Origin of the sequence: Ensifer sp. ENS03 (assembly GCF_014852035.1) — a bacterium.
Lineage (GTDB): Bacteria > Pseudomonadota > Alphaproteobacteria > Rhizobiales > Rhizobiaceae > Ensifer > Ensifer adhaerens.
In genome coordinates, this window is sequence record NZ_JACVAV010000018.1 from 22189 (window position 1) to 41747 (window position 19559).

Annotated in this window: 23 protein-coding genes and 1 pseudogene; 13 read left to right on the plus strand and 11 right to left on the minus strand. The window is 62.8% G+C overall.

Features of this window, described 5'->3' with window-relative positions; all coding sequences use genetic code 11:
- Window positions 1-4: 4 nt before the first annotated feature.
- Complete coding sequence (locus IB263_RS32970; RefSeq protein ID WP_034795376.1) at window positions 5-1297, minus strand: dihydroorotase; 1293 nt, start codon at window positions 1295-1297, stop codon at window positions 5-7.
- Entirely contained in the window at window positions 1294-2235 is a 942-nt protein-coding gene (locus IB263_RS32975) for an aspartate carbamoyltransferase catalytic subunit (protein WP_034795379.1), read from the minus strand. The genes IB263_RS32970 and IB263_RS32975 overlap by 4 nt, the downstream gene beginning before the upstream one ends.
- A gap of 157 nt (window positions 2236-2392) precedes the next feature.
- On the opposite strand from IB263_RS32975, the gene IB263_RS32980 reads away from it, so the two are divergent.
- Window positions 2393-4045, plus strand: coding sequence for an acyl-CoA dehydrogenase family protein (locus IB263_RS32980; protein ID WP_192439575.1), 1653 nt, complete (start codon window positions 2393-2395; stop codon window positions 4043-4045).
- 25 nt (window positions 4046-4070) lie between these two features.
- Here IB263_RS32980 and IB263_RS32985 read toward each other — a convergent pair whose 3' ends face one another.
- Window positions 4071-5006, minus strand: coding sequence for an AEC family transporter (locus IB263_RS32985; protein WP_192439576.1), 936 nt, complete (start codon window positions 5004-5006; stop codon window positions 4071-4073).
- Between the two features lie 241 nt (window positions 5007-5247).
- On the opposite strand from IB263_RS32985, the gene IB263_RS32990 reads away from it, so the two are divergent.
- Both IB263_RS32990 and IB263_RS32995 read left to right on the plus strand, forming a co-directional pair.
- Window positions 5248-5388: a hypothetical protein gene (locus tag IB263_RS32990; RefSeq protein ID WP_089045732.1), complete on the plus strand. Its 141-nt coding sequence runs from the start codon at window positions 5248-5250 to the stop codon at window positions 5386-5388.
- Window positions 5385-5726, plus strand: coding sequence for a DUF6105 family protein (locus IB263_RS32995; protein WP_060522216.1), 342 nt, complete (start codon window positions 5385-5387; stop codon window positions 5724-5726). Before IB263_RS32990 ends, IB263_RS32995 begins: the two co-directional genes overlap by 4 nt.
- Here IB263_RS32995 and ruvX read toward each other — a convergent pair.
- Entirely contained in the window at window positions 5672-6157 is a 486-nt protein-coding gene (gene ruvX, locus IB263_RS33000) for a Holliday junction resolvase RuvX (protein WP_090294502.1), read from the minus strand. The two genes, IB263_RS32995 and ruvX, sit on opposite strands and share 55 nt — an antisense overlap.
- A gap of 81 nt (window positions 6158-6238) precedes the next feature.
- Between ruvX and IB263_RS33005 the strand changes: the two genes are divergently transcribed.
- The 5 genes from IB263_RS33005 to IB263_RS33025 all read left to right on the plus strand — a co-directional run bounded on the left by IB263_RS33005 (window position 6239) and on the right by IB263_RS33025 (window position 11035).
- Window positions 6239-6943, plus strand: a complete 705-nt coding sequence (locus IB263_RS33005) for a metal-dependent hydrolase (protein WP_034795392.1) — start codon at window positions 6239-6241, stop codon at window positions 6941-6943.
- Window positions 6944-7052: 109 nt separating this feature from the next.
- On the plus strand, window positions 7053-7340 hold the full coding sequence (gene gatC / locus IB263_RS33010; RefSeq protein WP_034795408.1) for an Asp-tRNA(Asn)/Glu-tRNA(Gln) amidotransferase subunit GatC: 288 nt from the start codon (window positions 7053-7055) through the stop codon (window positions 7338-7340).
- 50 nt (window positions 7341-7390) lie between these two features.
- On the plus strand, window positions 7391-8872 hold the full coding sequence (gatA, locus tag IB263_RS33015) for an Asp-tRNA(Asn)/Glu-tRNA(Gln) amidotransferase subunit GatA (protein WP_034795412.1): 1482 nt from the start codon (window positions 7391-7393) through the stop codon (window positions 8870-8872).
- An 87-nt stretch (window positions 8873-8959) separates the two neighbouring features.
- A complete protein-coding gene (locus IB263_RS33020) occupies window positions 8960-9451 on the plus strand; it encodes a GNAT family N-acetyltransferase (RefSeq protein ID WP_060522219.1) in 492 nt (163 codons plus the stop codon).
- A gap of 132 nt (window positions 9452-9583) precedes the next feature.
- The gene (locus tag IB263_RS33025; protein WP_089045735.1) at window positions 9584-11035 is read left to right on the plus strand and encodes a diguanylate cyclase; all 1452 of its coding nucleotides are present in this window, start codon (window positions 9584-9586) and stop codon (window positions 11033-11035) included.
- A 77-nt stretch (window positions 11036-11112) separates the two neighbouring features.
- Here the strand turns inward: IB263_RS33025 and IB263_RS33030 are convergent, their stop codons facing one another.
- Complete coding sequence (locus tag IB263_RS33030) at window positions 11113-11367, minus strand: YjhX family toxin (RefSeq protein WP_034795416.1); 255 nt, start codon at window positions 11365-11367, stop codon at window positions 11113-11115.
- Window positions 11368-11574: 207 nt separating this feature from the next.
- Entirely contained in the window at window positions 11575-11853 is a 279-nt protein-coding gene (locus IB263_RS33035; protein WP_060583564.1) for a DUF1294 domain-containing protein, read from the minus strand.
- A 160-nt stretch (window positions 11854-12013) separates the two neighbouring features.
- Between IB263_RS33035 and gatB the strand changes: the two genes are divergently transcribed.
- The 5 genes and pseudogenes from gatB to IB263_RS33060 all read left to right on the plus strand — a co-directional run bounded on the left by gatB (window position 12014) and on the right by IB263_RS33060 (window position 15690).
- Complete coding sequence (gatB, locus tag IB263_RS33040; protein WP_034795650.1) at window positions 12014-13516, plus strand: Asp-tRNA(Asn)/Glu-tRNA(Gln) amidotransferase subunit GatB; 1503 nt, start codon at window positions 12014-12016, stop codon at window positions 13514-13516.
- A 2-nt stretch (window positions 13517-13518) separates the two neighbouring features.
- A complete protein-coding gene (locus tag IB263_RS33045; RefSeq protein ID WP_192439577.1) occupies window positions 13519-14013 on the plus strand; it encodes a GNAT family N-acetyltransferase in 495 nt (164 codons plus the stop codon).
- Between the two features lie 126 nt (window positions 14014-14139).
- Window positions 14140-14608: pseudogene (locus IB263_RS33050) on the plus strand (N-acetyltransferase family protein).
- Between the two features lie 108 nt (window positions 14609-14716).
- Window positions 14717-15112: an NADH:ubiquinone oxidoreductase subunit NDUFA12 gene (locus IB263_RS33055; protein WP_034795438.1), complete on the plus strand. Its 396-nt coding sequence runs from the start codon at window positions 14717-14719 to the stop codon at window positions 15110-15112.
- 125 nt (window positions 15113-15237) lie between these two features.
- Entirely contained in the window at window positions 15238-15690 is a 453-nt protein-coding gene (locus tag IB263_RS33060; protein ID WP_034795441.1) for a DUF2155 domain-containing protein, read from the plus strand.
- Window positions 15691-15727: 37 nt separating this feature from the next.
- Here IB263_RS33060 and aat read toward each other — a convergent pair whose 3' ends face one another.
- The 5 genes from aat to IB263_RS33085 form a co-directional block, all read right to left on the minus strand.
- Window positions 15728-16342 carry a leucyl/phenylalanyl-tRNA--protein transferase gene (gene aat / locus IB263_RS33065; protein ID WP_034795444.1) on the minus strand — a complete coding sequence of 205 codons (615 nt, stop codon included), beginning with the start codon at window positions 16340-16342 and terminating at the stop codon, window positions 15728-15730.
- Between the two features lie 10 nt (window positions 16343-16352).
- Window positions 16353-17696, minus strand: coding sequence for an acetyl-CoA carboxylase biotin carboxylase subunit (gene accC / locus IB263_RS33070; RefSeq protein ID WP_192439578.1), 1344 nt, complete (start codon window positions 17694-17696; stop codon window positions 16353-16355).
- Between the two features lie 12 nt (window positions 17697-17708).
- On the minus strand, window positions 17709-18188 hold the full coding sequence (accB, locus tag IB263_RS33075) for an acetyl-CoA carboxylase biotin carboxyl carrier protein (protein WP_090294493.1): 480 nt from the start codon (window positions 18186-18188) through the stop codon (window positions 17709-17711).
- 25 nt (window positions 18189-18213) lie between these two features.
- Window positions 18214-18660 carry a type II 3-dehydroquinate dehydratase gene (gene aroQ, locus IB263_RS33080; protein ID WP_034795448.1) on the minus strand — a complete coding sequence of 149 codons (447 nt, stop codon included), beginning with the start codon at window positions 18658-18660 and terminating at the stop codon, window positions 18214-18216.
- A gap of 106 nt (window positions 18661-18766) precedes the next feature.
- Window positions 18767-19534, minus strand: a complete 768-nt coding sequence (locus IB263_RS33085) for a DsbA family protein (protein WP_034795449.1) — start codon at window positions 19532-19534, stop codon at window positions 18767-18769.
- Between the last annotated feature and the right edge of the window lie 25 nt (window positions 19535-19559).

Consider the following 19559-nt stretch of genomic DNA (forward strand, 5'->3'; position numbering starts at 1 on the left):
CGGCTTAGGCCGAATGCACCAGCTTGCCGGCAACATAGGTTTGCACGACCCGCCCGGTAAAGCGCGCATTTTCAAACGGCGTATTCTTGGAGCGAGAAACGATCGCCTCTTCGTAAAGCACCCAGGGCTCGTCGAGATCGAGGACGGTGATATCGGCCTTGGCGCCGGGTTTCAGCGTACCGGCGTCGAGACCGAAGATCGCCGCCGGCCGCGTCGACATCGCATCGATCAGGCGCATCAGCGGAACCTGGCCGCTGTGATGCAGGCGAAGCGCGGCCGCGGCCAGCGTTTCCAGGCCGATCGCCCCATCGGCAGCATCGGCAAAGGGCAGCCGCTTGGTGTCGACGTCCTGCGGGTCGTGCGAGGAGACGATGATATCGATCGTGCCGTCGGCCAGTGCCTCGGCCATGCCGATCCGGTCGTCCTCGCTGCGCAGCGGCGGCGAAAGCTTGAAGAATGTCCGGTATTCGCCGATGTCGTTCTCATTGAGCGCGAGATTGTTGATCGACACGCCGCAGGTGACGTTGGCGCCACGCTCGCGTGCGGTACGGATCGCGGCGGCCGATTCGGGAACCGAGATCTGGGCGGCGTGATAGGCGGCACGCGTCAGTCCGGCGATGCGCAGGTCGCGCTCGAGCGGAATGATCTCCGCTTCGCGCGGGATCCCGGAAAGGCCGAGCCAGCTTGCAAGCAGGCCCTCGTGCATGACGCCGTTGGCACCGAGATACTTGTCGCGGGTCTCAAGGGAGATGACGGCGCCGAATTCGCGCGCATAGGTCATGGCGCGGCGCAGGACCAGCGTGTCGTGAATCGAGCGACGACCATTGGTGAAGCAGACAGCACCCGCTTCGCGAAGCAGACCGAACTCGGTCATCTCTTCGCCGGCAAGACCCTTGGTCAGCGCTGCGGCCGGATGCACGTTGACGAGCGCCTTGTCGCGCGCCGTCTTCTTCACATATTCGACGAGCGCGATGTCGTCGATGACAGGGTCGGTCTCCGGCATGGCGATGAAGGTGGTGACGCCGCCGGCAGCGGCGGCCCGCGATGCGGACTCGAAGGTCTCGCGGTGTTCGCTTCCCGGTTCGCCGACGAAGACGCGGGCATCGACGAGGCCCGGAACGGCGGTGAGGCCGGCGCAGTCCTTGACGAAGGCGCCATCCGGCGCGCCCTGGTTCTGGGCATCGGCACCGGCAGCAAGGATAAGGCCGTCGTCGCCGACGATAACAGTGCCGACTTCATCGAGATTGCGCGAGGGATCGACGATGCGAAGGTTCTTCAGAACGAGTGGTCTGGTCATGTGCGCGGCCCCTGGTTCTGCGAGAGAAGCAGCGTTTCCATAACCGCCATGCGCACGGCAACGCCCATCTCGACCTGCTGTTCGATCACGCTCTGCGGCCCGTCGGCGATTTCCGAGGCGATCTCGACGCCGCGGTTCATCGGCCCGGGATGCATGACAAGCGCATCCGCCTTGGCTGCCTTCAGCTTTTCCGCATCGAGCCCGTAGTAGTGGAAGTATTCGCGTACAGACGGCACGAAGGACCCGGCCATGCGCTCGCGCTGCAGGCGCAGCATCATGACGACATCGGCATCCTTCAGGCCCTCGGCCATCGAGTGGTAGACTTCGACGCCCATGTCGGCGATCCCGGAGGGAAGCAGCGTCGCCGGTGCGACGACCCGAACCCGTGCGCCCATCTGGTTCAGGAGCAGGATGTTGGAGCGCGCAACGCGCGAGTGAAGCACGTCGCCGCAGATCGCCACGATGATGCGCGAGAGCTTGCCCTTGGCGCGGCGGATCGTCAGCGCGTCGAGCAGCGCCTGTGTCGGGTGTTCGTGCTGGCCGTCGCCCGCATTGACGACGGAGCAGGAGACCTTTTGTGCGAGAAGGGCTGCGGCACCGGCCGAGGAGTGACGCACGACCAGCACGTCCGGGTGCATGGCGTTCAGCGTCATCGCCGTGTCGATCAGCGTCTCGCCCTTCTTCACCGAGGAATTGCCGACCGACATGTTCATCACGTCGGCGCCAAGGCGTTTGCCGGCAAGCTCGAAGGAAGATTGCGTGCGGGTCGAGGCCTCGAAGAAGAGGTTGATCTGCGTCAGCCCCCGAAGCGTCGACGTCTTCTTTTCTCTTTGACGGGAGATTTGGACGGCTTCATCGGCGCGATCGAGCAGATAGGTGATATCCTGCTCCGTGAGCCCCTTGATGCCGAGCAGGTGGCGATGCGGGAAAGTGATCATGGGCCGCCCTTGCGCTCTGGAAATGTGGTCGCTCTATAAGACCTGGTCCCCGGCACGGCAAGGCTTGCGCGGTTCAGTCCGCAGAAAACTTGCAACGGCGATCCTATCTTTTCTTCGCCCCGTTCCGTGGTCGAGAAACTTGCGCTAGAACCGGCCCATGAATCAGATGAACCGGACTGAACAGAAACTCGCCGAGCTCAACCAGCCCAAGCCCTGGTCCGGTGTCAACGCCTATCGCTCCGATCCGCTGGTGGTCGACATCACATCGGGCATTAGCAAGACGCTGCGCGATGAGTTCGACGTGCTCGGCCGCCACGTCACCTCGCCGGAGGCCCAGGAACTGGCGCGCATGGCGAACGAAGGTCCGCCGAAGCTGAAGACCCACGGGCCGCGCGGCGAGCGTCTCGATGTCGTCGAGTTCCACCCGGCCTGGCATGCGCTGATGCGCCGCTCGATGTCCTCGGGCCTGCACGCGTCCGCCTGGGAAAATCTGCCGGACGAGCGCAACCAGTCGCACAAGACGCGGGCGATCCGCTTCTATCTGACAGCGCAGCTCGAATGCGGTCATCTCTGCCCGCTGACGATGACCAGTGCATCGCTTGCAGCGATCACTGCGTCGCCGGCGGTGCAGAAGGAGTGGGCGCCGAAGATCCTGTCGCGAAAGTACGATTCCACCAACCGTCCGTGGATGCAGAAGTCGGCCGTCACCGTCGGCATGGGCATGACCGAGAAGCAGGGCGGCACCGACGTGCGCGCCAACACTTCGACGGCCGAACGGGTGGGCGAGGGCATCTATCGGCTGAATGGCCACAAGTGGTTCATGTCGGCGCCGATGAGCGACGCTTTCGTCATGCTGGCGCAGACCCGCGAAGGGCTTGCCTGCTTCCTGGTGCCGAGGCTCCTGGAAGACGGCAGCGCCAACGGCCTGCGGTTCCAGCGGCTGAAGGACAAGCTCGGCAACCGCTCCAATGCGTCTTCCGAGGTCGAGTTCTCAGACACGTTCGGTTTCATTCTCGGCGCGCCGGATGCCGGCCTCCGCACGATCCTCGACATGGTGACGCTGACGCGGCTCGACTGCGCGCTTGCTTCCGCCGGCATGATGCGCGCCTCGCTTGCCGAAGCCGTACATCATACGCGCGGCCGCAAGGTTTTCGGCAAGCCGCTCGTCAGCCAGCCGATGATGACGCGCGTGCTCGCCGACATGGCGCTCGACGTTGCCGCGGCAAGCGCACTTTCGTTCCGCCTGGCCGAAGCCTTCGACAAGGCGCGCAGCAGCGTGGAAGACGCGGCTTACGCGCGGATCATGACGCCGGTTGCGAAATACTGGGCCTGCAAGATCGCGCCGGCTCTGATCTATGAGGCGATGGAGTGCCTCGGCGGCAACGGCTATGTGGAAGAGCGTGCACTGGCGCGCCACTACCGCGAAGCGCCTGTGAATGCCATCTGGGAAGGCTCCGGCAACGTCATGGCGCTGGATGTGCTGCGGGTTCTCGCCAAGGGCAAGGATCTGTTCGAGCAGCTCTTCGTCGTGCTGGCCCGCGATCTCGGCCCGTCCGGTCGCAAGACGATCGACGTGCTGCGCGCGGCCATGTCGCTGTGCGAGCGTGATGAGGGTGCGGCCCGCATGCTGGTCGAGCAACTGGCGCTCGCCGCCGCTGCCGCCGAGCTCTACCGTCTCGGTGCCGGTCGCATTGCCGATGCCTTCCTCGAATCGCGCCTGGCTGCCGGGTGGCGCTCGACCTACGGCATGCTCGATTCGCGCTTCGATTCCGCCTACATCCTGGACCTTCTCTATCCCCCTGCGGCCTGAGTCGCAGGACGTCCGGCGTAAGCCGTCAGCCCCCTGCGGCGTAAGCCGTCAGCCAGAGCACGAGCGGTATCGTGAAGAACGAAACGACCGTCTGGACGGTCGCGACCGCCGCATAGAGTTCGGCGTCGCCATCCATCTGCTTGGCCAGTAGATAGCCGTTCATCGCGGTCGGCACGGCCGCGCCGAGCGCGATGACCAGCAGAGCATCGCCGCGAATGCCGAGCAGGTAGCTCGCGCTCACCATGAAGACCGGCATCACGATCAGCTTGAGGAAGACCGCGAGCAACGCCGTCCTGCTGGGCTTCAGCGCATCGGATGCCCGCAGGCCCGCACCGACCATCACCAGGCCGAGGCTGAGCGAGGCGCTTGCCAGCATATCGATCGTGGCCATCACTGGGCCGTAGATCTTCAATCCGATCATGTTGACGAGAATACCGAGCACCGAGGCGACGATCAGCGGATTGGAGACGATCTTGGCGAAGAAGCGGCGGAAGTCGCGATTGCCACCGCCGAACCAGACGAGAACACCGATATTGTAGAGATTGATCGGGATGATCACGAGCGTCATCACCAGGGCGGTCAGTGTCAGGCCGATCGGGCCATAGAGTTTCTGCGCGACCGCCAGCGCCATGAACCCATTCCAGCGTGTCGCCGTCTGGAAGACCGAGGTGAAGGATGCACCTGATACCTGGCGGTTCCGCAGCATCGGCCACAACAGCAGCACGAAGACCGACATCAAACTGACGCTTCCGATCGTAGCTATAGCCGTCGCATCGGCCTTCAATCCGGCAAAATCGGCCTGGGCGAGCGTCGAAAACAACAGCGACGGGAAAAGGATGAAGTAGCCGAACTGCTCGAGCCCGAGCCAAAGACCCTGATCGATCAAGGTCGAACGCTTGAGCCAGGCGCCAAGCAGGACCAGCAGGAAGACGGGAAGAATGCTTTCAAAGACGACGGTCATGGGGGAGGGCCTGCGTGCGGGACGTCTATCGCTACCTCAAATCATCGCCGACCGGAATGCGCTGGTGGCACGAGGCGGCGATCAAACGGGAGTGTCCCGCCTTCAAGGATCCGCGACCGGACTGCCCTGTGAAAATTAACCTTAACAAATGGTTTACGTTGCGCGGGTCGCCGCAAGGGCGGAGATTGATCCGGCATTTTAATGGATTCCGGAATGGAGCGGTTCGGTGAGAACTGGTCTTATGATCATCATGATGATGTTTTTTGCCGGACTGGCGCTAGATATCGCAGTTCCGGCTATGGTTCTTGTGGCCGTCGTGCTGGCTGACCGCGCGATTTACCCGGTTGTCTTTCGGCAGATCTCGGAAAGGGGAGCCGCATGAAGTGGTTTCTGATCCTTTGGGGCGGGCCGATCCTGCTGCTGGGCTCCTGGTACGGCCTGTCGTACTACGACATGAGCTTCGGCTTCTTTATGCTGACGCGCCAAACCCATGATCTGGTGTTCCAGATCTACGGAAACGTCCTCGGCATCCCGCCGGAAACCATTCCGCCGCTCGTAGCCCGCGCGATCGTCGTCGACAGCCTGATCGTTTTCGCCATCATCGGCTTTCGCAAGCGCCGCCAGATCGCCGCCTGGTATCGTCGCCGCTTCGGTGCCGCGGCCCCTCAGTCCGAGAGGCCGTCTCTTGCCAGCGACGCCAGCCTGTCGAGCGCGCCCTGAAGAATGAACGAGGCCGCGGCCGAATCGATGCGTTCGGCCCGCTTGCGTCGTGACACGTCCATCTCGATCAGCACCCGCTCGGCCGCTACGGTCGAAAGCCGTTCATCCCAGAAGACGAAGGGCAGGGGCGTTTTCTGTTCCATGTTGCGCACGAAGGCGCGGGTCGCCTGACAGCGCGGCCCCTCGCTGCCGTCCATATTGACGGGCAGGCCGATGACGAAGGCCGCGATCTTTTCTTTCGTCGCTGCCGACAGCAGCGCCTCCGCGTCCACGCCGAACTTGACCCGACGGATCACCTCGCGCGGGGTCGCAAAGCGGCGACCGAGATCGGAGACCGAGAGACCGATCGTTTTCGTGCCGAGGTCGAGGCCTGCAATGGCCTGGTTCGGCTGTAGCTGGGCTGCGAGTTCTTCGATAGTGAGAATTGCCATGGGATTGTCGATTCGATCTTTGCGCGGAGAGTTGTCTGATCCATATGCTGTTGCGACAGACAAATCATCAGGGAGATCGTCATGAAGATCAAATGGCTCGGCCATGCCGCCTTTCACATCGAAACGGCAAAGTCCAAAATCCTGATCGACCCCTTCTTTACCGGCAATCCGGCGTTCCGCGACGAGGAGCGCCGGGACGCGACCGCCGGGCTCACCCACATTCTCCTGACCCATGGTCACGGCGACCATGTCGGCGATACCATTGCGATCGCCAAGGAGACGGGCGCGACGGTCGTTGCCAATGCCGACCTTGCCGCCTGGCTCGGCCGGCATGGCGTCAAGGCGCTGGAAATGGGGAACACCGGCGGCACGATCAATCTCGGTAGTTTCTCGACGACCTTCGTCAACGCGCTGCATTCGTCGGCGCAGCTGACCGAGGACGGCGTCTCGCACTCGCTCGGCAATGCCAACGGCCTGGTGCTGCATTTCGAGGACGAGCCGACGCTCTATCACATGGGTGATACGGACATCTTCTCCGACATGGCGCTGATCAACGAGCTGCATCAGCCGGAGATCGGCATCGTGCCGATCGGCGATCGTTTCACCATGGGCGGGGCGGTTGCGGCCCTGGCCTGCCAGCGCTTCTTCAAGTTCTCGACAGCCATCCCCTGCCATTACGGCTCGTTCCCGATCATCGACCAGACCCCGGAAACCTTCGTTGCCGGCATGGAAAGCGCGTCGACCAAGGTGGCGACGCCGCACGTCGGCGGCGTCGTCGAGATCTGATGTTGCGCCGGGCCTTTTGACGAGAGGCCCGGTCCTCCGGCAATTCCCCCGTTGCGTGGCTCGCCCTGCGCCATTATAGCGGGGGAAGTTCCAGTTACCGGAGACGATCATGTCCGTAGACCTTGCCACAGTGAAGCGCGTCGCGCGCCTTGCCCGTATCGCCGTCAGCGAAGAAGAAGCCGAACGGATGATGGGTGAGCTCAATGGCATCCTCGGTTTCGTCGAGCAGCTCTCCGAAGTGAATGTCGATGGCGTCGAGCCGATGACCTCGGTCACGCCGATGGATATGAAGAAGCGGACGGACACGGTATCGGACGGCAACAAGGCCGACGACATCGTTGCCAATGCGCCGAATTCCGATCGCAATTTCTTCCTCGTTCCGAAGGTGGTCGAGTAATCTCCCGCCAGCCGCCCCGACGTTTCTGATTGCGAAAGCCAGATTTTACCATGACCGACCTTACCAGCCTGACGATTGCCGAAGCCCGCAGCAAGCTCGCCGCGAAGGACATCACCGCCGTCGAACTGACCGACGCCTATCTCGGCGCGATCGATGCCGCCAATGAGGCGATCAACGCCTACATCGCCGTCACGCCCGAAAAGGCACGAGAGATGGCCAAGGTTTCGGATGCGCGTATCGCCGCCGGCAAGGCCGGTGCGCTCGAAGGCATCCCGCTCGGCATCAAGGACCTCTTCGCCACCGAAGGCGTGCACACCCAGGCCTGCAGCCACATCCTCGACGGTTTCGCGCCGCGCTACGAATCGACCGTGACCCAGAACCTCTGGAACGACGGCGCCGTCATGCTCGGCAAGCTGAACATGGACGAGTTCGCCATGGGCTCGTCGAACGAGACCTCCTACTACGGCGCGGTCAAGAACCCGTGGCGCGCCAAGGGCTCCAATCTGGATCTCGTGCCGGGTGGCTCCTCCGGTGGTTCCGCCGCAGCCGTTGCCGCGCATCTCTGCGCCGGCGCGACCGCCACCGATACCGGCGGCTCCATCCGCCAGCCGGCAGCCTTCACCGGCACCGTCGGTATCAAGCCGACCTATGGTCGCTGCTCGCGCTGGGGCACCGTCGCTTTCGCCTCGTCGCTCGACCAGGCAGGCCCGATCGCCCGTGACGTGCGCGATGCCGCGATCCTCCTGAAGTCGATGGCAAGCGTCGACACCAAGGACACGACCTCGGTCGATCTGCCGGTGCCGGATTACGAAGCCGCGATCGGCAAGTCGATCAAGGGCATGAAGATCGGCATTCCGCGTGAATACCGCGTCGATGGCATGCCGGAAGAGATCGAAGCGCTCTGGCAGCAGGGAATTGCCTGGCTGAAGGAAGCCGGTGCCGAGATCGTCGACATCACCCTGCCGCACACGAAATACGCGCTGCCGGCCTACTACATCGTCGCTCCGGCCGAGGCCTCCTCGAACCTTGCCCGCTATGACGGCGTTCGCTACGGCCTGCGCGTCGACGGCAAGGACATCGTCGACATGTACGAAAAGACGCGCGCCGCCGGCTTCGGTCACGAAGTCAAGCGCCGCATCATGATCGGCACCTACGTGCTTTCGGCCGGCTACTACGATGCCTACTATCTGCAGGCGCAGAAGGTGCGCACGCTGATCAAGCGCGACTTCGAACTGGCGTTCCATGCCGGCGTTGACGCCATCCTGACGCCGGCGACGCCGTCGTCTGCCTTCGGCATCGCCGACGAGGACCTGGCATCCGATCCGGTCAAGATGTACCTCAACGACATCTTCACGGTAACGGTGAACATGGCCGGCCTTCCCGGTATCGCCGTTCCCGGCGGTCTCGACCACAAGGGCCTGCCGCTTGGCCTGCAGCTGATCGGCAAGCCGTTCGAGGAAGAGACGCTGTTCAAGACGGCGCATGTGATCGAACAGGCGGCCGGCCGCTTCACACCCACCAAGTGGTGGTAATCTCTTGAGGGGCGGTACCGACGAGGTACCGCCCTTTCTTCTTCGGTTGCATTGAAAGCCACTCTTGTCGCGGAAGGAGACCGCGTCATGCCCGTCATCCGCCATGCCCGCGCCGGCGACGTCGACCGGCTGGCCGAAATCGGCCTTAGATCCTGGCAGTCGGCAATTGCGGGCCTCGCCGATGGCGAAAAGATGCGGCGCGTGGCCGAGGCCGCATTTCTCCGTTTTCTGTTCGATCACTGGCTTTCCGTTTTGCTCGTCGAAGGCGAGGGCGCCATCTGCGGTTGGGTGGCGTGCGAGAACTTCGACAATGCGATCTCCGATCTGTGGATCGAGCCACAGCTCCAGGGCAGGGGCTTCGGCGGGCTGCTGCTTGCCGAGATCGAGCGTCGTATTGCTGCGGACGGATTCGACGCGGCCACCACCAAGACGCACGCGCGCAACGACCGCGCCGTGCGCTTCTTCCGCAATCACGGCTATGGCGTGAGTTGGCTGTCGACCGCCTATGCGCCGCAACTCGACAGCGACGTTGCCTTCATCGGTCTGAGCAAATCTCTGGAGCAAAGCCCGGATCACTGACACGCCGCCACCCCATGCATGGCAGCCACGCGCAAAGCCGGCTGGCCTATTCACACCGCATTCATTAGGCCCATGAAATATTATGGGGTATGACGTGGTGGTGGGGCACCGCAAGGGGGGCGCTTGTTGCAGATGCTGGATAAAACGGTTCCGCGACCGTTGGTTCTGAGACCTTTCCACCATTCGTTTTGGCTTGCCGGCCTGGGCGTGATCGTCTTCACCGCCTGCGTGCTCGGCATCTTGAGTCGCCCGGTCGGCATGCTGGCTTCGATCTGGCCGGCAAATGCGATCCTGCTCGGTCTGCTGATCAGAAAACCGTCGCTCGCCAGCCCGGCTGGATGGCTGACGGCGGCATTGGCCTACGTTCTTGCGGACCTGGTGACCGGCGCGGATCTCTATGAAGCCGCGGCGCTGAATGCGGCCAACATGGTCGGCGTCGTCATCGGCTTCCTGCTCTATCGCCGCTTTTCGCCGGAGCATCGGCACCTGCGCCGGGCGCGCTCGGTCCTTTACATGTTCGCTGCCTCCTCTCTGGCGGCGATGGGCGCCTCGCTCGTCGGAGCGGTCGCGGTTCACTTGTCCTTCGGCAAACCCGTCGCGGACGCATTCGTCGCCTGGCTCACCACCGAGCTGGTCAATTATGTGGTTCTGCTCCCGGTTTTCCTGGCAGCGCCGCTTCCTGAAGACGGTTTGCGATCCCGTGCCACGAGAATGACGGTGTCAACGGCCTCTGCTTCTGCAACCGTCTGGCCGTTCGTCTCCCTGGTCTTGTCCTGCGCTGCGGCGCTCGTCATCGGCGGCCCAGGCGCTTTCGCTTTCCCGGTGCCGGCACTCTTGTGGTGCGCGCTCAGCTATGGCTTGTTCCCGGTGACGATCCTGACGGCGATCGTCTGTGTGTTGACGCAGATTGCCGTTGCCTCCGGCGCCCTGCATCTCGGCGTCAGCGGCGTTGCCGAGCAGACGCTCACCTCCACCCGGCTGGGGACGACCCTTCTTGCGCTCTGCCCGCTGGCGGTTGCCAGCGTCGATGCCGCACGACGGGCGCTGATTGGGCGCCTGTCCCATGCGGTCGATTATGATTTTCTGACCCAGTGCCTGGCGCGCGCGACCTTCATGGCGCGCGCGGCCGCGCTGATCGCAGCGCCGGTCGCCCGAAAAGGCGGGACGGTGGTGATGATGCTCGACATCGACCGCTTCAAGGCGATCAATGACACCTATGGTCACGCCGTCGGCGATCAGGTGCTGGTCTCGGTCGCAGGCGCCGTTCGCGGGACGCTGCGTTTTGAGGATCTCGTCGGTCGGCTTGGCGGCGAAGAGTTTGCCGTTGTGCTGGTTCGGCAATCCCCGACCGATGCGCTCAAGGTCGCCGAGCGACTGCTCGAGGCCGTGCGCGCGCTCCATATCGACCTGGAGCAGGGCGGAAGGATCGCCGTCACCATCAGCATCGGCGCTGCCGAAGTCCTGACCCGCGACACCGGCCTTGACGGCTTGCTGCTTGCGGCCGACCGCGCGCTCTACCAGGCGAAGGCTGCGGGCCGCGACCGCGTGCAATGCGCGGCCCCATCGAGCGCTCACGCAACATAAGTCGCTTTCCGTAAAGTAAAGTGCGCATCTGACGATACCGGGCATGCTGGCATGCCCGGTATCGTTCGTATTCGCCGCTAGCGGTTGTTAAGTTCGGAGCGCACGAGCTGCAGCCCGCGTTCCGTGATGCGGTAGGGTTTTCCGCCGGACGATGAAATCGCCTTCTTCCGTTTCAATTTGCGGAAAAGTTCGAGGTCGAAGCCGGGATAGACCCAGCCGTCACGGGTGAAGCACCGGATTTCGGTGATCGCCTTGTCGTCGCGGGTGATTTCGATGCGGCCGCCCTGGGCCAAATGATGAAGAATGCGCTGTTCTGCGCGCGAGATGTCCATTGTCTGAATGTTCCGGAATCGCGTTCGTGTGAACGCAGGAAAACGTTCCGCAAATTACTGAAGATGCGGGGTGACGTTTCCGGCCCGTGCGCGCAATCAAAGCGGATTACGCGGACGGGCTTTACCGGGACTCAGGCGAAGAACGGAACATAAAAACTCCAATAGAACGGTGCCTTCCTAAAAGGCCGTCGTTCGCGCGTCAAGGGGTCATTGCAACGCCAGGGTGCCAATGGCCGCCAGCGCCACTTGCAAGACGATGATCAACGCGAGGCGCGTGCGAAAGGGTTCCTTACGCGTCTTGTGTCGGAAGATATGGCGCGCCGCCATCGCTCCCGGGCTGCCGCCGAAAAAGGCGAGAGTGAGCAGGGTCCGCTCGCTGATCCGCCGTCGGCCGGAGCGCGCCGCTTGCTTGTCGTACCAGAACAGCCCGAAGGCCGCCAAGTTGACGAGAATTGCGAACGAGAGCAGGGCAGGGCCGATGGACATGAGCGAAGTCTTGCCGATAGGCGCTAAACGGTGGTTAAGAGACGCCCGCCGTCCGCATGAGATTGCATATGGCGCTTCTGACCCAGCCGAACAACTTGCACCGGCGGACCAATTGTTCTACCGAGAAACCAAGAATTCAGGCTTCAAAGAAGAGCATGATATGAGCATTGTCGACGTCCGCACCCCCGATCCGAAACGCTTCATCCCCGGCGCCACTGGCGACTGGGAAGTCATCATCGGCATGGAAGTCCATGCCCAGGTGCTTTCCAATTCGAAGCTGTTCTCGGGCGCATCGACGGAGTTCGGCAATGCGCCGAATGCGAACGTCTCGCTGGTCGATGCCGCTATGCCCGGCATGCTGCCTGTGATCAACGAGGAATGCGTGAAGCAGGCGGTGCGCACCGGTCTCGGCCTCAAGGCCGCGATCAACAATCGCTCGATCTTCGACCGCAAGAACTATTTCTATCCGGACCTGCCGCAGGGCTATCAGATCTCGCAGTTCAAGGATCCGATCGTCGGCGAGGGCAAGATCATCATTTCGGTCGGCCCGGATCGTCAGGGCCAGTTCGAGGATGTCGAGATCGGCATCGAGCGCCTGCATTTGGAACAGGATGCCGGCAAGTCGATGCACGACCAGCATCCGTCGATGTCCTATGTCGACCTCAACCGCTCTGGCGTGGCGCTGATGGAGATCGTCTCCAAGCCGGACATGCGCTCGTCGGATGAGGCCAAGGCCTACATGACGAAGCTGCGCTCGATCGTGCGCTATCTCGGCACGTGCGACGGCAACATGGACGAAGGCTCGATGCGCGCCGACGTCAACGTTTCCGTGCGTCGTCCGGGCGAGGGCTTCGGCACGCGCTGCGAAATCAAGAACGTCAACTCGATCCGCTTCATCGGCCAGGCGATCGAATACGAGGCACGCCGCCAGATCGGCATTCTTGAGGACGGTGGCAGCATCGACCAGGAGACCCGCCTGTTCGACCCGAACAAGGGCGAGACCCGCTCGATGCGCTCCAAGGAAGACGCGCACGACTACCGCTACTTCCCGGATCCGGACCTGCTGCCACTGGAGTTCGACGACGCCTTCGTCGAGGCGCTGAAGGCCGACCTGCCGGAACTGCCCGACGACAAGAAGGAGCGCTTCGTGCGCGACCTCGGCCTCTCGGTCTATGACGCCTCGGTGCTCGTCTCCGAAAAGTCGATCGCCGATTATTTCGAGGCGGTTGCCGAAGGGCGCGACGGCAAGATTGCCGCCAACTGGGTCATCAACGACCTGCTCGGTGCCTTGAACAAAGCCGGCAAAGCCATTGAAGAGACTCCGGTTTCCCCGGCACAGCTCGGCGGCATCATCGATCTCATCAAGGCCGAGACCATCTCCGGCAAGATCGCCAAGGACCTCTTCGAGATCGTCTGGAACGAGGGCGGCGACCCGGCCGAGATCGTTGAAGCGCGCGGCATGAAGCAGGTGACCGACACCGGCGCCATCGAGAAGGCCGTCGACGAGATCATCGCCGCCAACCCGGATCAGGTCGCCAAGGTGCAGGCCAAGCCTTCGCTCGCCGGCTGGTTCGTCGGCCAAGTGATGAAGGCGACCGGCGGCAAGGCCAACCCGCAGGCCGTACAGGCGCTCGTCAAGGCCAAGCTCGGCATCGAGGAATAACGATGTTCTTCGTGCGCACGGCAAGCGAGCGCGACCTGGAGAAGGTTCGCGCTCTGCTGATCGAAACGTGGCACGCGACCTATGACACTTTCTACGGTGTCGAGAAGGTCAACGAACTCACGGAGCGCTGGCATTCGCTGCCGGCGCTCAAAGCCCGGCTCGCGCGCAAGAACGCCGAGTTTCTTGTTGCCGACGATGGAAGGCAGCTGGGCGGCATGGGCTATGCGGCGATGTCCGACACGCAAGCCAAGACGGTGGTGCTGCACCAGCTCTATGTCCTTCCGAAGTTCCAGCGCCAGGGCGTCGGTCGCGATATCTTCGCCGAACTCGAAACCTGCTTCCCGGACGCCGAGCGCATGCGCGTCGAGGTCGAGCCGCAGAACCTGCACGCGCTCACCTTCTATCGCGCGCACGGCTTTGCCGAAGTGGGCGAGATCCCGGTTGACGACCCGTCCGGTCTGCCGGCCATCGCTCTGGAAAAGCCGCTTCTCGGCTAGGCGATCCGTCCGATTGCCTGAAGTTTCGCATGCCTGTGGACAAGCTTGAGAGGCACGGCTCTGTCATCGCGCCGTTACCTCCGGGTGTTTGATCCGCGGGCGATGAACGATGTGAGCGGGGAAACCATGGACGCGACCGAACTCTTGATCCGCAAGGCCGAGCGTAAGGACCTCGAAGCGATCGTCGCGCTCTTCGCCAATGATCCGCTCGGCGGCCACGGCGACACGACCGACCCCGAGGCCTTCGCGGACTACGCCGCTGCCTTCGACCGGATTGAAGCCTCGACGCTGCAGACGCTCTTTGTCGCGGTTCTTGAAGGGCAGGTCCGTCGGCACTTTTCAAACCGCGCTGCACACGTCTCTGTCGGGGCGTGGAAGCTCCAGCCTGATCGTCGAAGCGGTCCAGACGCGTGCGGACATGCGCGGCCGTGGGATCGGTGAGCGCATGATGCGCCATGCCATCGGCGAGGCGCGGGAGAAGCGCGCAAAGAAGGTAAGGCTCACGTCCAACGCCGTGCGCACCGATGCGCATCGGTTCTACGAGCGTCTCGGCTTTGCGCGCAGCCACTTCGGCTTTCAGCTGCCGTTGAAATGACCGCCTCCGCCTCGGAATCACTGGACAAGCCCTGAGCGGCGGGGCATAAGCGGGAACATTGTTTTGGTATCTGGCCGCCTTCCCAACGGCCGGTCAAGGACGGCATCCATGAAGCTCCTGCTGCAGATTTTCACCTGGTGGAACGAACAGACGATCGGAACGCGCTTTCACACCTGGCGCCACGGTCAACGGGTCGGTCAAGACGAACTCGGTAATGTCTACTACCAGGGCGGCAAGGATTCTGAAGGCCGCACCCGCCGCTGGGTGATCTACAACGGCTACGCCGAAGCCTCCGCCATTCCGGCCGGCTGGCACGGCTGGATGCATCACCGGACCGACGTTTCTCCGGCTGATGAAAAGTACACGCCGCGCGAATGGCAGAAGGCGCACCGCGTCAATCCGACCGGAACGGCCAACGCCTACCGCCCGCAGGGCTCGATTGCCGCCACCGGCAAGCGTCCCCGCGTGACCGGCGACTACGACGCCTGGACGCCCGGCTCCTGAACAATCTGTTCTCAGTGACGACGACGGACCGCGGAATGGGTTCCTCGATCATGGCGCGGCCACAATTGATGGTTAGCGCCTGAAATCCATCGATGACGAACAGGATACGCGGGAGACAGGCGACTATGGCAGGTTCTGATCTGCGCAAGGCAATCGGCCAAGGAACACGGCGTTTGGGCTTGTCCCTGCTTGCCGCTTTGCCGCTGGTCGCATCTGCGGAAGCGGTTGACGCAGCCCGCCTTTCCAACGCCGTCGCCGTGTTCTCCGGCATCGACAAGATCACCGGCCGCATCACCACTTTCGACGTCTACATCGGCGAGACCGTGCAGTTCGGCGCCCTTCAGGTCACGCCGCGCGTCTGCTACAGCCGTGACGACACGGAAGCGCAGAAGATCACGACCTTCGTCGAGGTCGAGGAAATCACACTCGACCGCAAGATCCGTCGCATCTTCACCGGCTGGATGTTTGCCGATAGCCCCGGTCTGAACGCCGTCGAGCATCCGGTCTATGACGTCTGGCTGCAGTCCTGCAAGGCGACCTCGGACCTGCCGCCGCCGGACACCGCGCAGAAGCGCTGAGCGGCGGCGTATTCCCATTCTTTGAGATTTGGCTTGGTTAGAAGGCGAGGTCGGGCGACGACATCGCGTTCGCCAGAAGCACTTCGTATTCCGCCTTTGGCACGTCGATGGCACCAAACGACTTCAGGTGCTCGGTGGTGAACTGTGTATCGAGCAGTTCGAAGCCACGCGCCTTCAGTCGCTCGACCAGATGGACGAGGCAGATCTTCGAGGCGTCGGTGCGTCTGGAAAACATGCTTTCGCCGAAGAAGGCCGAGCCGAGCGAAACACCGTAAAGTCCGCCAACCAGTTGGTCGCCTTCCCACGCCTCGACGCTGTGGGCATAGCCCATCGTATGCAGCGTCGCGTAGAGCGTGCGGATCTTGTTGTTGATCCAGGTGGTTGGCCGGTCGGGAGCAGGGGCAGCGCAGCCGTCCATGACCGCTTCGAAGGCGGTGTTGAAGCGGATGTCGAAGGGCTTTCGGCGGATGGTTTTGGCGAGGCTGCGAGAGGTGTGGAAGCCTGCGAGCGGGATCACCCCGCGAATTTCCGGCTCGACCCAGAAGATTTCCGGGTCGTCAGCCGAATCGGCCATCGGGAAGAGGCCGATCGAATAGGCGCGCAGCAGCATGTCCGGCGTAATATCGGGCTGCTTGCTGCGCGTCCCCTTCAATGTCTGGTCCTTACTCGGACGTGGCGGCCAGATGCTTCTCCAGCCAGTGGATATCGTAGTCGCCGTTGGCAATGTCCTGATTATTGATCAGGTCCTGGAACAGCGGAAGCGTCGTCTTGATGCCGTCGATGACAAATTCGTCAAGCACGCGGCGCAGACGCATCATGCATTCGACGCGGGTACGGCCGTGCACGATCAGCTTGCCGATCAGGCTGTCGTAGTAAGGCGGGATCCGGTAGCCCTGATAGGCACCCGAGTCGACGCGCACGCCAAGACCGCCCGGCGCATGGAAATGCGTGATCGTGCCCGGGGATGGGACGAAGGTGCGCGGGTCTTCGGCATTGATGCGGCACTCGATCGCGTGGCCGGAGAACACGATGTCTTCCTGCCGGACCGAGAGGCCACCGCCGGAGGCGACGCGGATCTGCTCGTGCACCAGGTCGATGCCGGTGATCGCCTCGGTGATCGGATGCTCGACCTGAAGACGGGTGTTCATTTCGATGAAATAGAACTCGCCGTTTTCGTAGAGGAATTCGATCGTGCCGGCGCCGCGATACTTCAGCTTCTTCATGGCGTCGGCGCAGACCTGACCGATCTTCATGCGCTGGTCGACGTTGAGCGCCGGGGAGTTTGCCTCTTCCCAGACCTTCTGGTGACGACGCTGCAGCGAGCAATCGCGTTCACCGAGATGCACCGCATTGCCGTCGCCGTCGCCGACGATCTGGATTTCGATGTGGCGCGGCTTGGAGAGGTACTTCTCCATGTAGACGGCGTCGTTGCCGAAAGCGGCAAGCGCTTCGGTGCGGGCCGTCGCAACGGCTTCCTCGAGGTCAGCCTCGCTGCGGGCGACCTTCATGCCGCGGCCGCCGCCGCCGGCGGTCGCCTTGATCAGTACCGGGAAACCGATCTTGCGGGCGACTTCGAGGGCGTTTTCCGGCTTCACTTCGCCGTCGGAGCCCGGAACGACCGGGATGCCAAGTTCCTGCGCCGTTTGCTTGGCGGTGATCTTGTCACCCATGATGCGGATGTGTTCCGCCGTCGGGCCGATGAAGGTGATGTCGTGCGCTTCAAGGATTTCGGCGAACTTGGCGTTTTCCGACAGGAAGCCGTAGCCTGGATGCACAGCGTCTGCACCGGTGATTTCGCAGGCGGCGACGATCTGGTGAATGTTCAGATAGCTATCGCGCGAGGGCGGCGGGCCGATGCAAACGCTCTCGTCGGCGAGGCGCACATGCATGGCGTCGGCGTCGGCCGTGGAATGAACGGCGACCGTGGCGATGCCGAGTTCCTTGCAGGCACGAAGCACGCGAAGGGCGATTTCGCCGCGATTGGCAATGAGAATTTTCGAGATCATCGCCGCGCCGCCTTATTCGATTACGATCAGCGGTTCGCCATATTCGACGGGGGCTGCGTCCTGGACGAAGATTTCGGTGACCTTGCCCGAGCGCGGAGCCGGGATCTGGTTCATTGTCTTCATCGCTTCGATGATGAGGATCGTCTGGCCTTCCTTGACCGTGGCGCCGACCTCAACGAAGGGGCGGGCTCCCGGTGCGGGAGACAGATAGGCAGTGCCGACCATCGGCGCGGTCACGGCATTCTTCGATGCACGGGCGCTCTCGGCGACAGGAGCAGCAACGGCGTTTGCAGGAGCGGCCGCTGCGGCGGGCATCTGGTAAGCCGGCATCTGCGGCATGGCCATCGGCATGGCAACCGGCGTGCCGTTGCGCGAAACGCGAATGCGCAGGTCGTCCTGCTCGACTTCGATCTCGGTCAGATCGGTGTCCTTGAGAATGTTGGCGAGATCGCGGATCAGCGCCTGGTCGATACCTGGTTTCTTGTCAGCCATGGAATATGAGCCTCTTGTGTTCTTTTTATTTCGACGGATTTGTCAGGTTCTTTAGCGCATGCAGCGCAAGAATGTAACTCTGGGCGCCGAAGCCGCAGATGACGCCCTTGACGGCGGGTGCGATCATCGACTTGTGGCGGAACTCCTCACGCGCATGGATGTTCGAGAGGTGCAGTTCGACGACCGGAATGCCGATGGCGCGGATGGCATCGTGAAGCGCGATCGACGTGTGGCCATAGGCGGCCGGGTTGATTGCCACGCCCGCGGCGACGTTGCCGGCCTCGTGCAGCCAATCGACCAGCATTCCCTCATGGTTCGACTGGCGGAAATCGACGTCGAATCCGAGCGCCTTGCCTTCTGCCTTGCACATGGCCTCGATGTCGGCCAGGGTCTGGCCGCCATAAATACCCGGCTCGCGCTTGCCCAGCGCATTCAGGTTGGGGCCGTTCAGCACGAAAATGGTCGATGGCATAAGGGATTCCGGTCCGGTCATGGAGGGTTACCTATAGACTGATGGTCCCGCGAGGAAAAGCCCTTTGGGCCCCCGCGGGATTTGTCCACAGTCATGGGAAGGTTTGTCAGCAGGCGGTCTTGCCGCATTCGCGCATATTGGCGACCTTGCCCTCGATCTCCTCGGCGCCGACGGCCCCGAAGACCGCTTCGTTGCCGATGACGTAGGAGGGCGTTCCGGTGATGCCGAGGTCGTTGGCAAGGCTGTAGGCCTCGCGCACGGCCGCATCATGCGGCTCCTTTTCCATTTTCGCGCGCAGGTCCTTTTCGGAGACGCCGAGCTTGGCGGCAACCGCAAGCGCTGTCTCCTCCGTGGCGCGGTCTTCCCCGCCGAGCAGCGCCCGGTGGAAGTCGCCATATTTTTCCGGAGCGACCAGGCGGAAGGCGGCGCTCACCTTGTGGGCGGCCAGCGAATCCGGTCCGAGGATCGGCAGTTCCTTCAGCACGAAGCGCACGTTCTTGTCCTTGGCGAGGATGTCGTCCATGTCGGAAAGCGCGCGTTTGCAGTAGCCGCAGTTGTAGTCGTAGAACTCGACAACGGTGACGTCACCCTTGGGATTGCCGAGCACCATGTCGTAGTCGGAATTGAAGATCGCCTTGTTGTTCTCGGTGATCGCGCTTTCCGCCGCTTCCTGCTGCTTGGCGCGCTGTTTCGTCGTCAGCGCCTCCTGGACCTCGAGCATGATCTCCGGATTGGCGATCAGGTATTCCTTGATGAAGGCGCCGATCTCTTCCTTCTGCTTCGCGTCGAGCGCGAATGCGTTCTGGGGCAGGCTGACCCCGGCGACGAGCGCTGCGAGCGTCCCGGCGGCAATCATCTTGGTGCTGAAGTTCATTTCTACCTCGTTGTCCTTGCGTATC

Coding starts and splice junctions, on each gene's coding strand:
- IB263_RS32970 (WP_034795376.1), bottom strand. CDS start 1,297: ATGACCAGACCACTCGTTCTGAAGAACCTTCGCATCGTCGATCCCTCG.
- IB263_RS32975 (WP_034795379.1), bottom strand. CDS start 2,235: ATGATCACTTTCCCGCATCGCCACCTGCTCGGCATCAAGGGGCTCACG.
- IB263_RS32980 (WP_192439575.1), top strand. CDS start 2,393: ATGAATCAGATGAACCGGACTGAACAGAAACTCGCCGAGCTCAACCAG.
- IB263_RS32985 (WP_192439576.1), bottom strand. CDS start 5,006: ATGACCGTCGTCTTTGAAAGCATTCTTCCCGTCTTCCTGCTGGTCCTG.
- IB263_RS32990 (WP_089045732.1), top strand. CDS start 5,248: ATGATCATCATGATGATGTTTTTTGCCGGACTGGCGCTAGATATCGCA.
- IB263_RS32995 (WP_060522216.1), top strand. CDS start 5,385: ATGAAGTGGTTTCTGATCCTTTGGGGCGGGCCGATCCTGCTGCTGGGC.
- ruvX (WP_090294502.1), bottom strand. CDS start 6,157: ATGGCAATTCTCACTATCGAAGAACTCGCAGCCCAGCTACAGCCGAAC.
- IB263_RS33005 (WP_034795392.1), top strand. CDS start 6,239: ATGAAGATCAAATGGCTCGGCCATGCCGCCTTTCACATCGAAACGGCA.
- gatC (WP_034795408.1), top strand. CDS start 7,053: ATGTCCGTAGACCTTGCCACAGTGAAGCGCGTCGCGCGCCTTGCCCGT.
- gatA (WP_034795412.1), top strand. CDS start 7,391: ATGACCGACCTTACCAGCCTGACGATTGCCGAAGCCCGCAGCAAGCTC.
- IB263_RS33020 (WP_060522219.1), top strand. CDS start 8,960: ATGCCCGTCATCCGCCATGCCCGCGCCGGCGACGTCGACCGGCTGGCC.
- IB263_RS33025 (WP_089045735.1), top strand. CDS start 9,584: ATGCTGGATAAAACGGTTCCGCGACCGTTGGTTCTGAGACCTTTCCAC.
- IB263_RS33030 (WP_034795416.1), bottom strand. CDS start 11,367: ATGGACATCTCGCGCGCAGAACAGCGCATTCTTCATCATTTGGCCCAG.
- IB263_RS33035 (WP_060583564.1), bottom strand. CDS start 11,853: ATGTCCATCGGCCCTGCCCTGCTCTCGTTCGCAATTCTCGTCAACTTG.
- gatB (WP_034795650.1), top strand. CDS start 12,014: ATGAGCATTGTCGACGTCCGCACCCCCGATCCGAAACGCTTCATCCCC.
- IB263_RS33045 (WP_192439577.1), top strand. CDS start 13,519: ATGTTCTTCGTGCGCACGGCAAGCGAGCGCGACCTGGAGAAGGTTCGC.
- IB263_RS33055 (WP_034795438.1), top strand. CDS start 14,717: ATGAAGCTCCTGCTGCAGATTTTCACCTGGTGGAACGAACAGACGATC.
- IB263_RS33060 (WP_034795441.1), top strand. CDS start 15,238: ATGGCAGGTTCTGATCTGCGCAAGGCAATCGGCCAAGGAACACGGCGT.
- accC (WP_192439578.1), bottom strand. CDS start 17,696: ATGATCTCGAAAATTCTCATTGCCAATCGCGGCGAAATCGCCCTTCGC.
- accB (WP_090294493.1), bottom strand. CDS start 18,188: ATGGCTGACAAGAAACCAGGTATCGACCAGGCGCTGATCCGCGATCTC.
- aroQ (WP_034795448.1), bottom strand. CDS start 18,660: ATGCCATCGACCATTTTCGTGCTGAACGGCCCCAACCTGAATGCGCTG.
- IB263_RS33085 (WP_034795449.1), bottom strand. CDS start 19,534: ATGAACTTCAGCACCAAGATGATTGCCGCCGGGACGCTCGCAGCGCTC.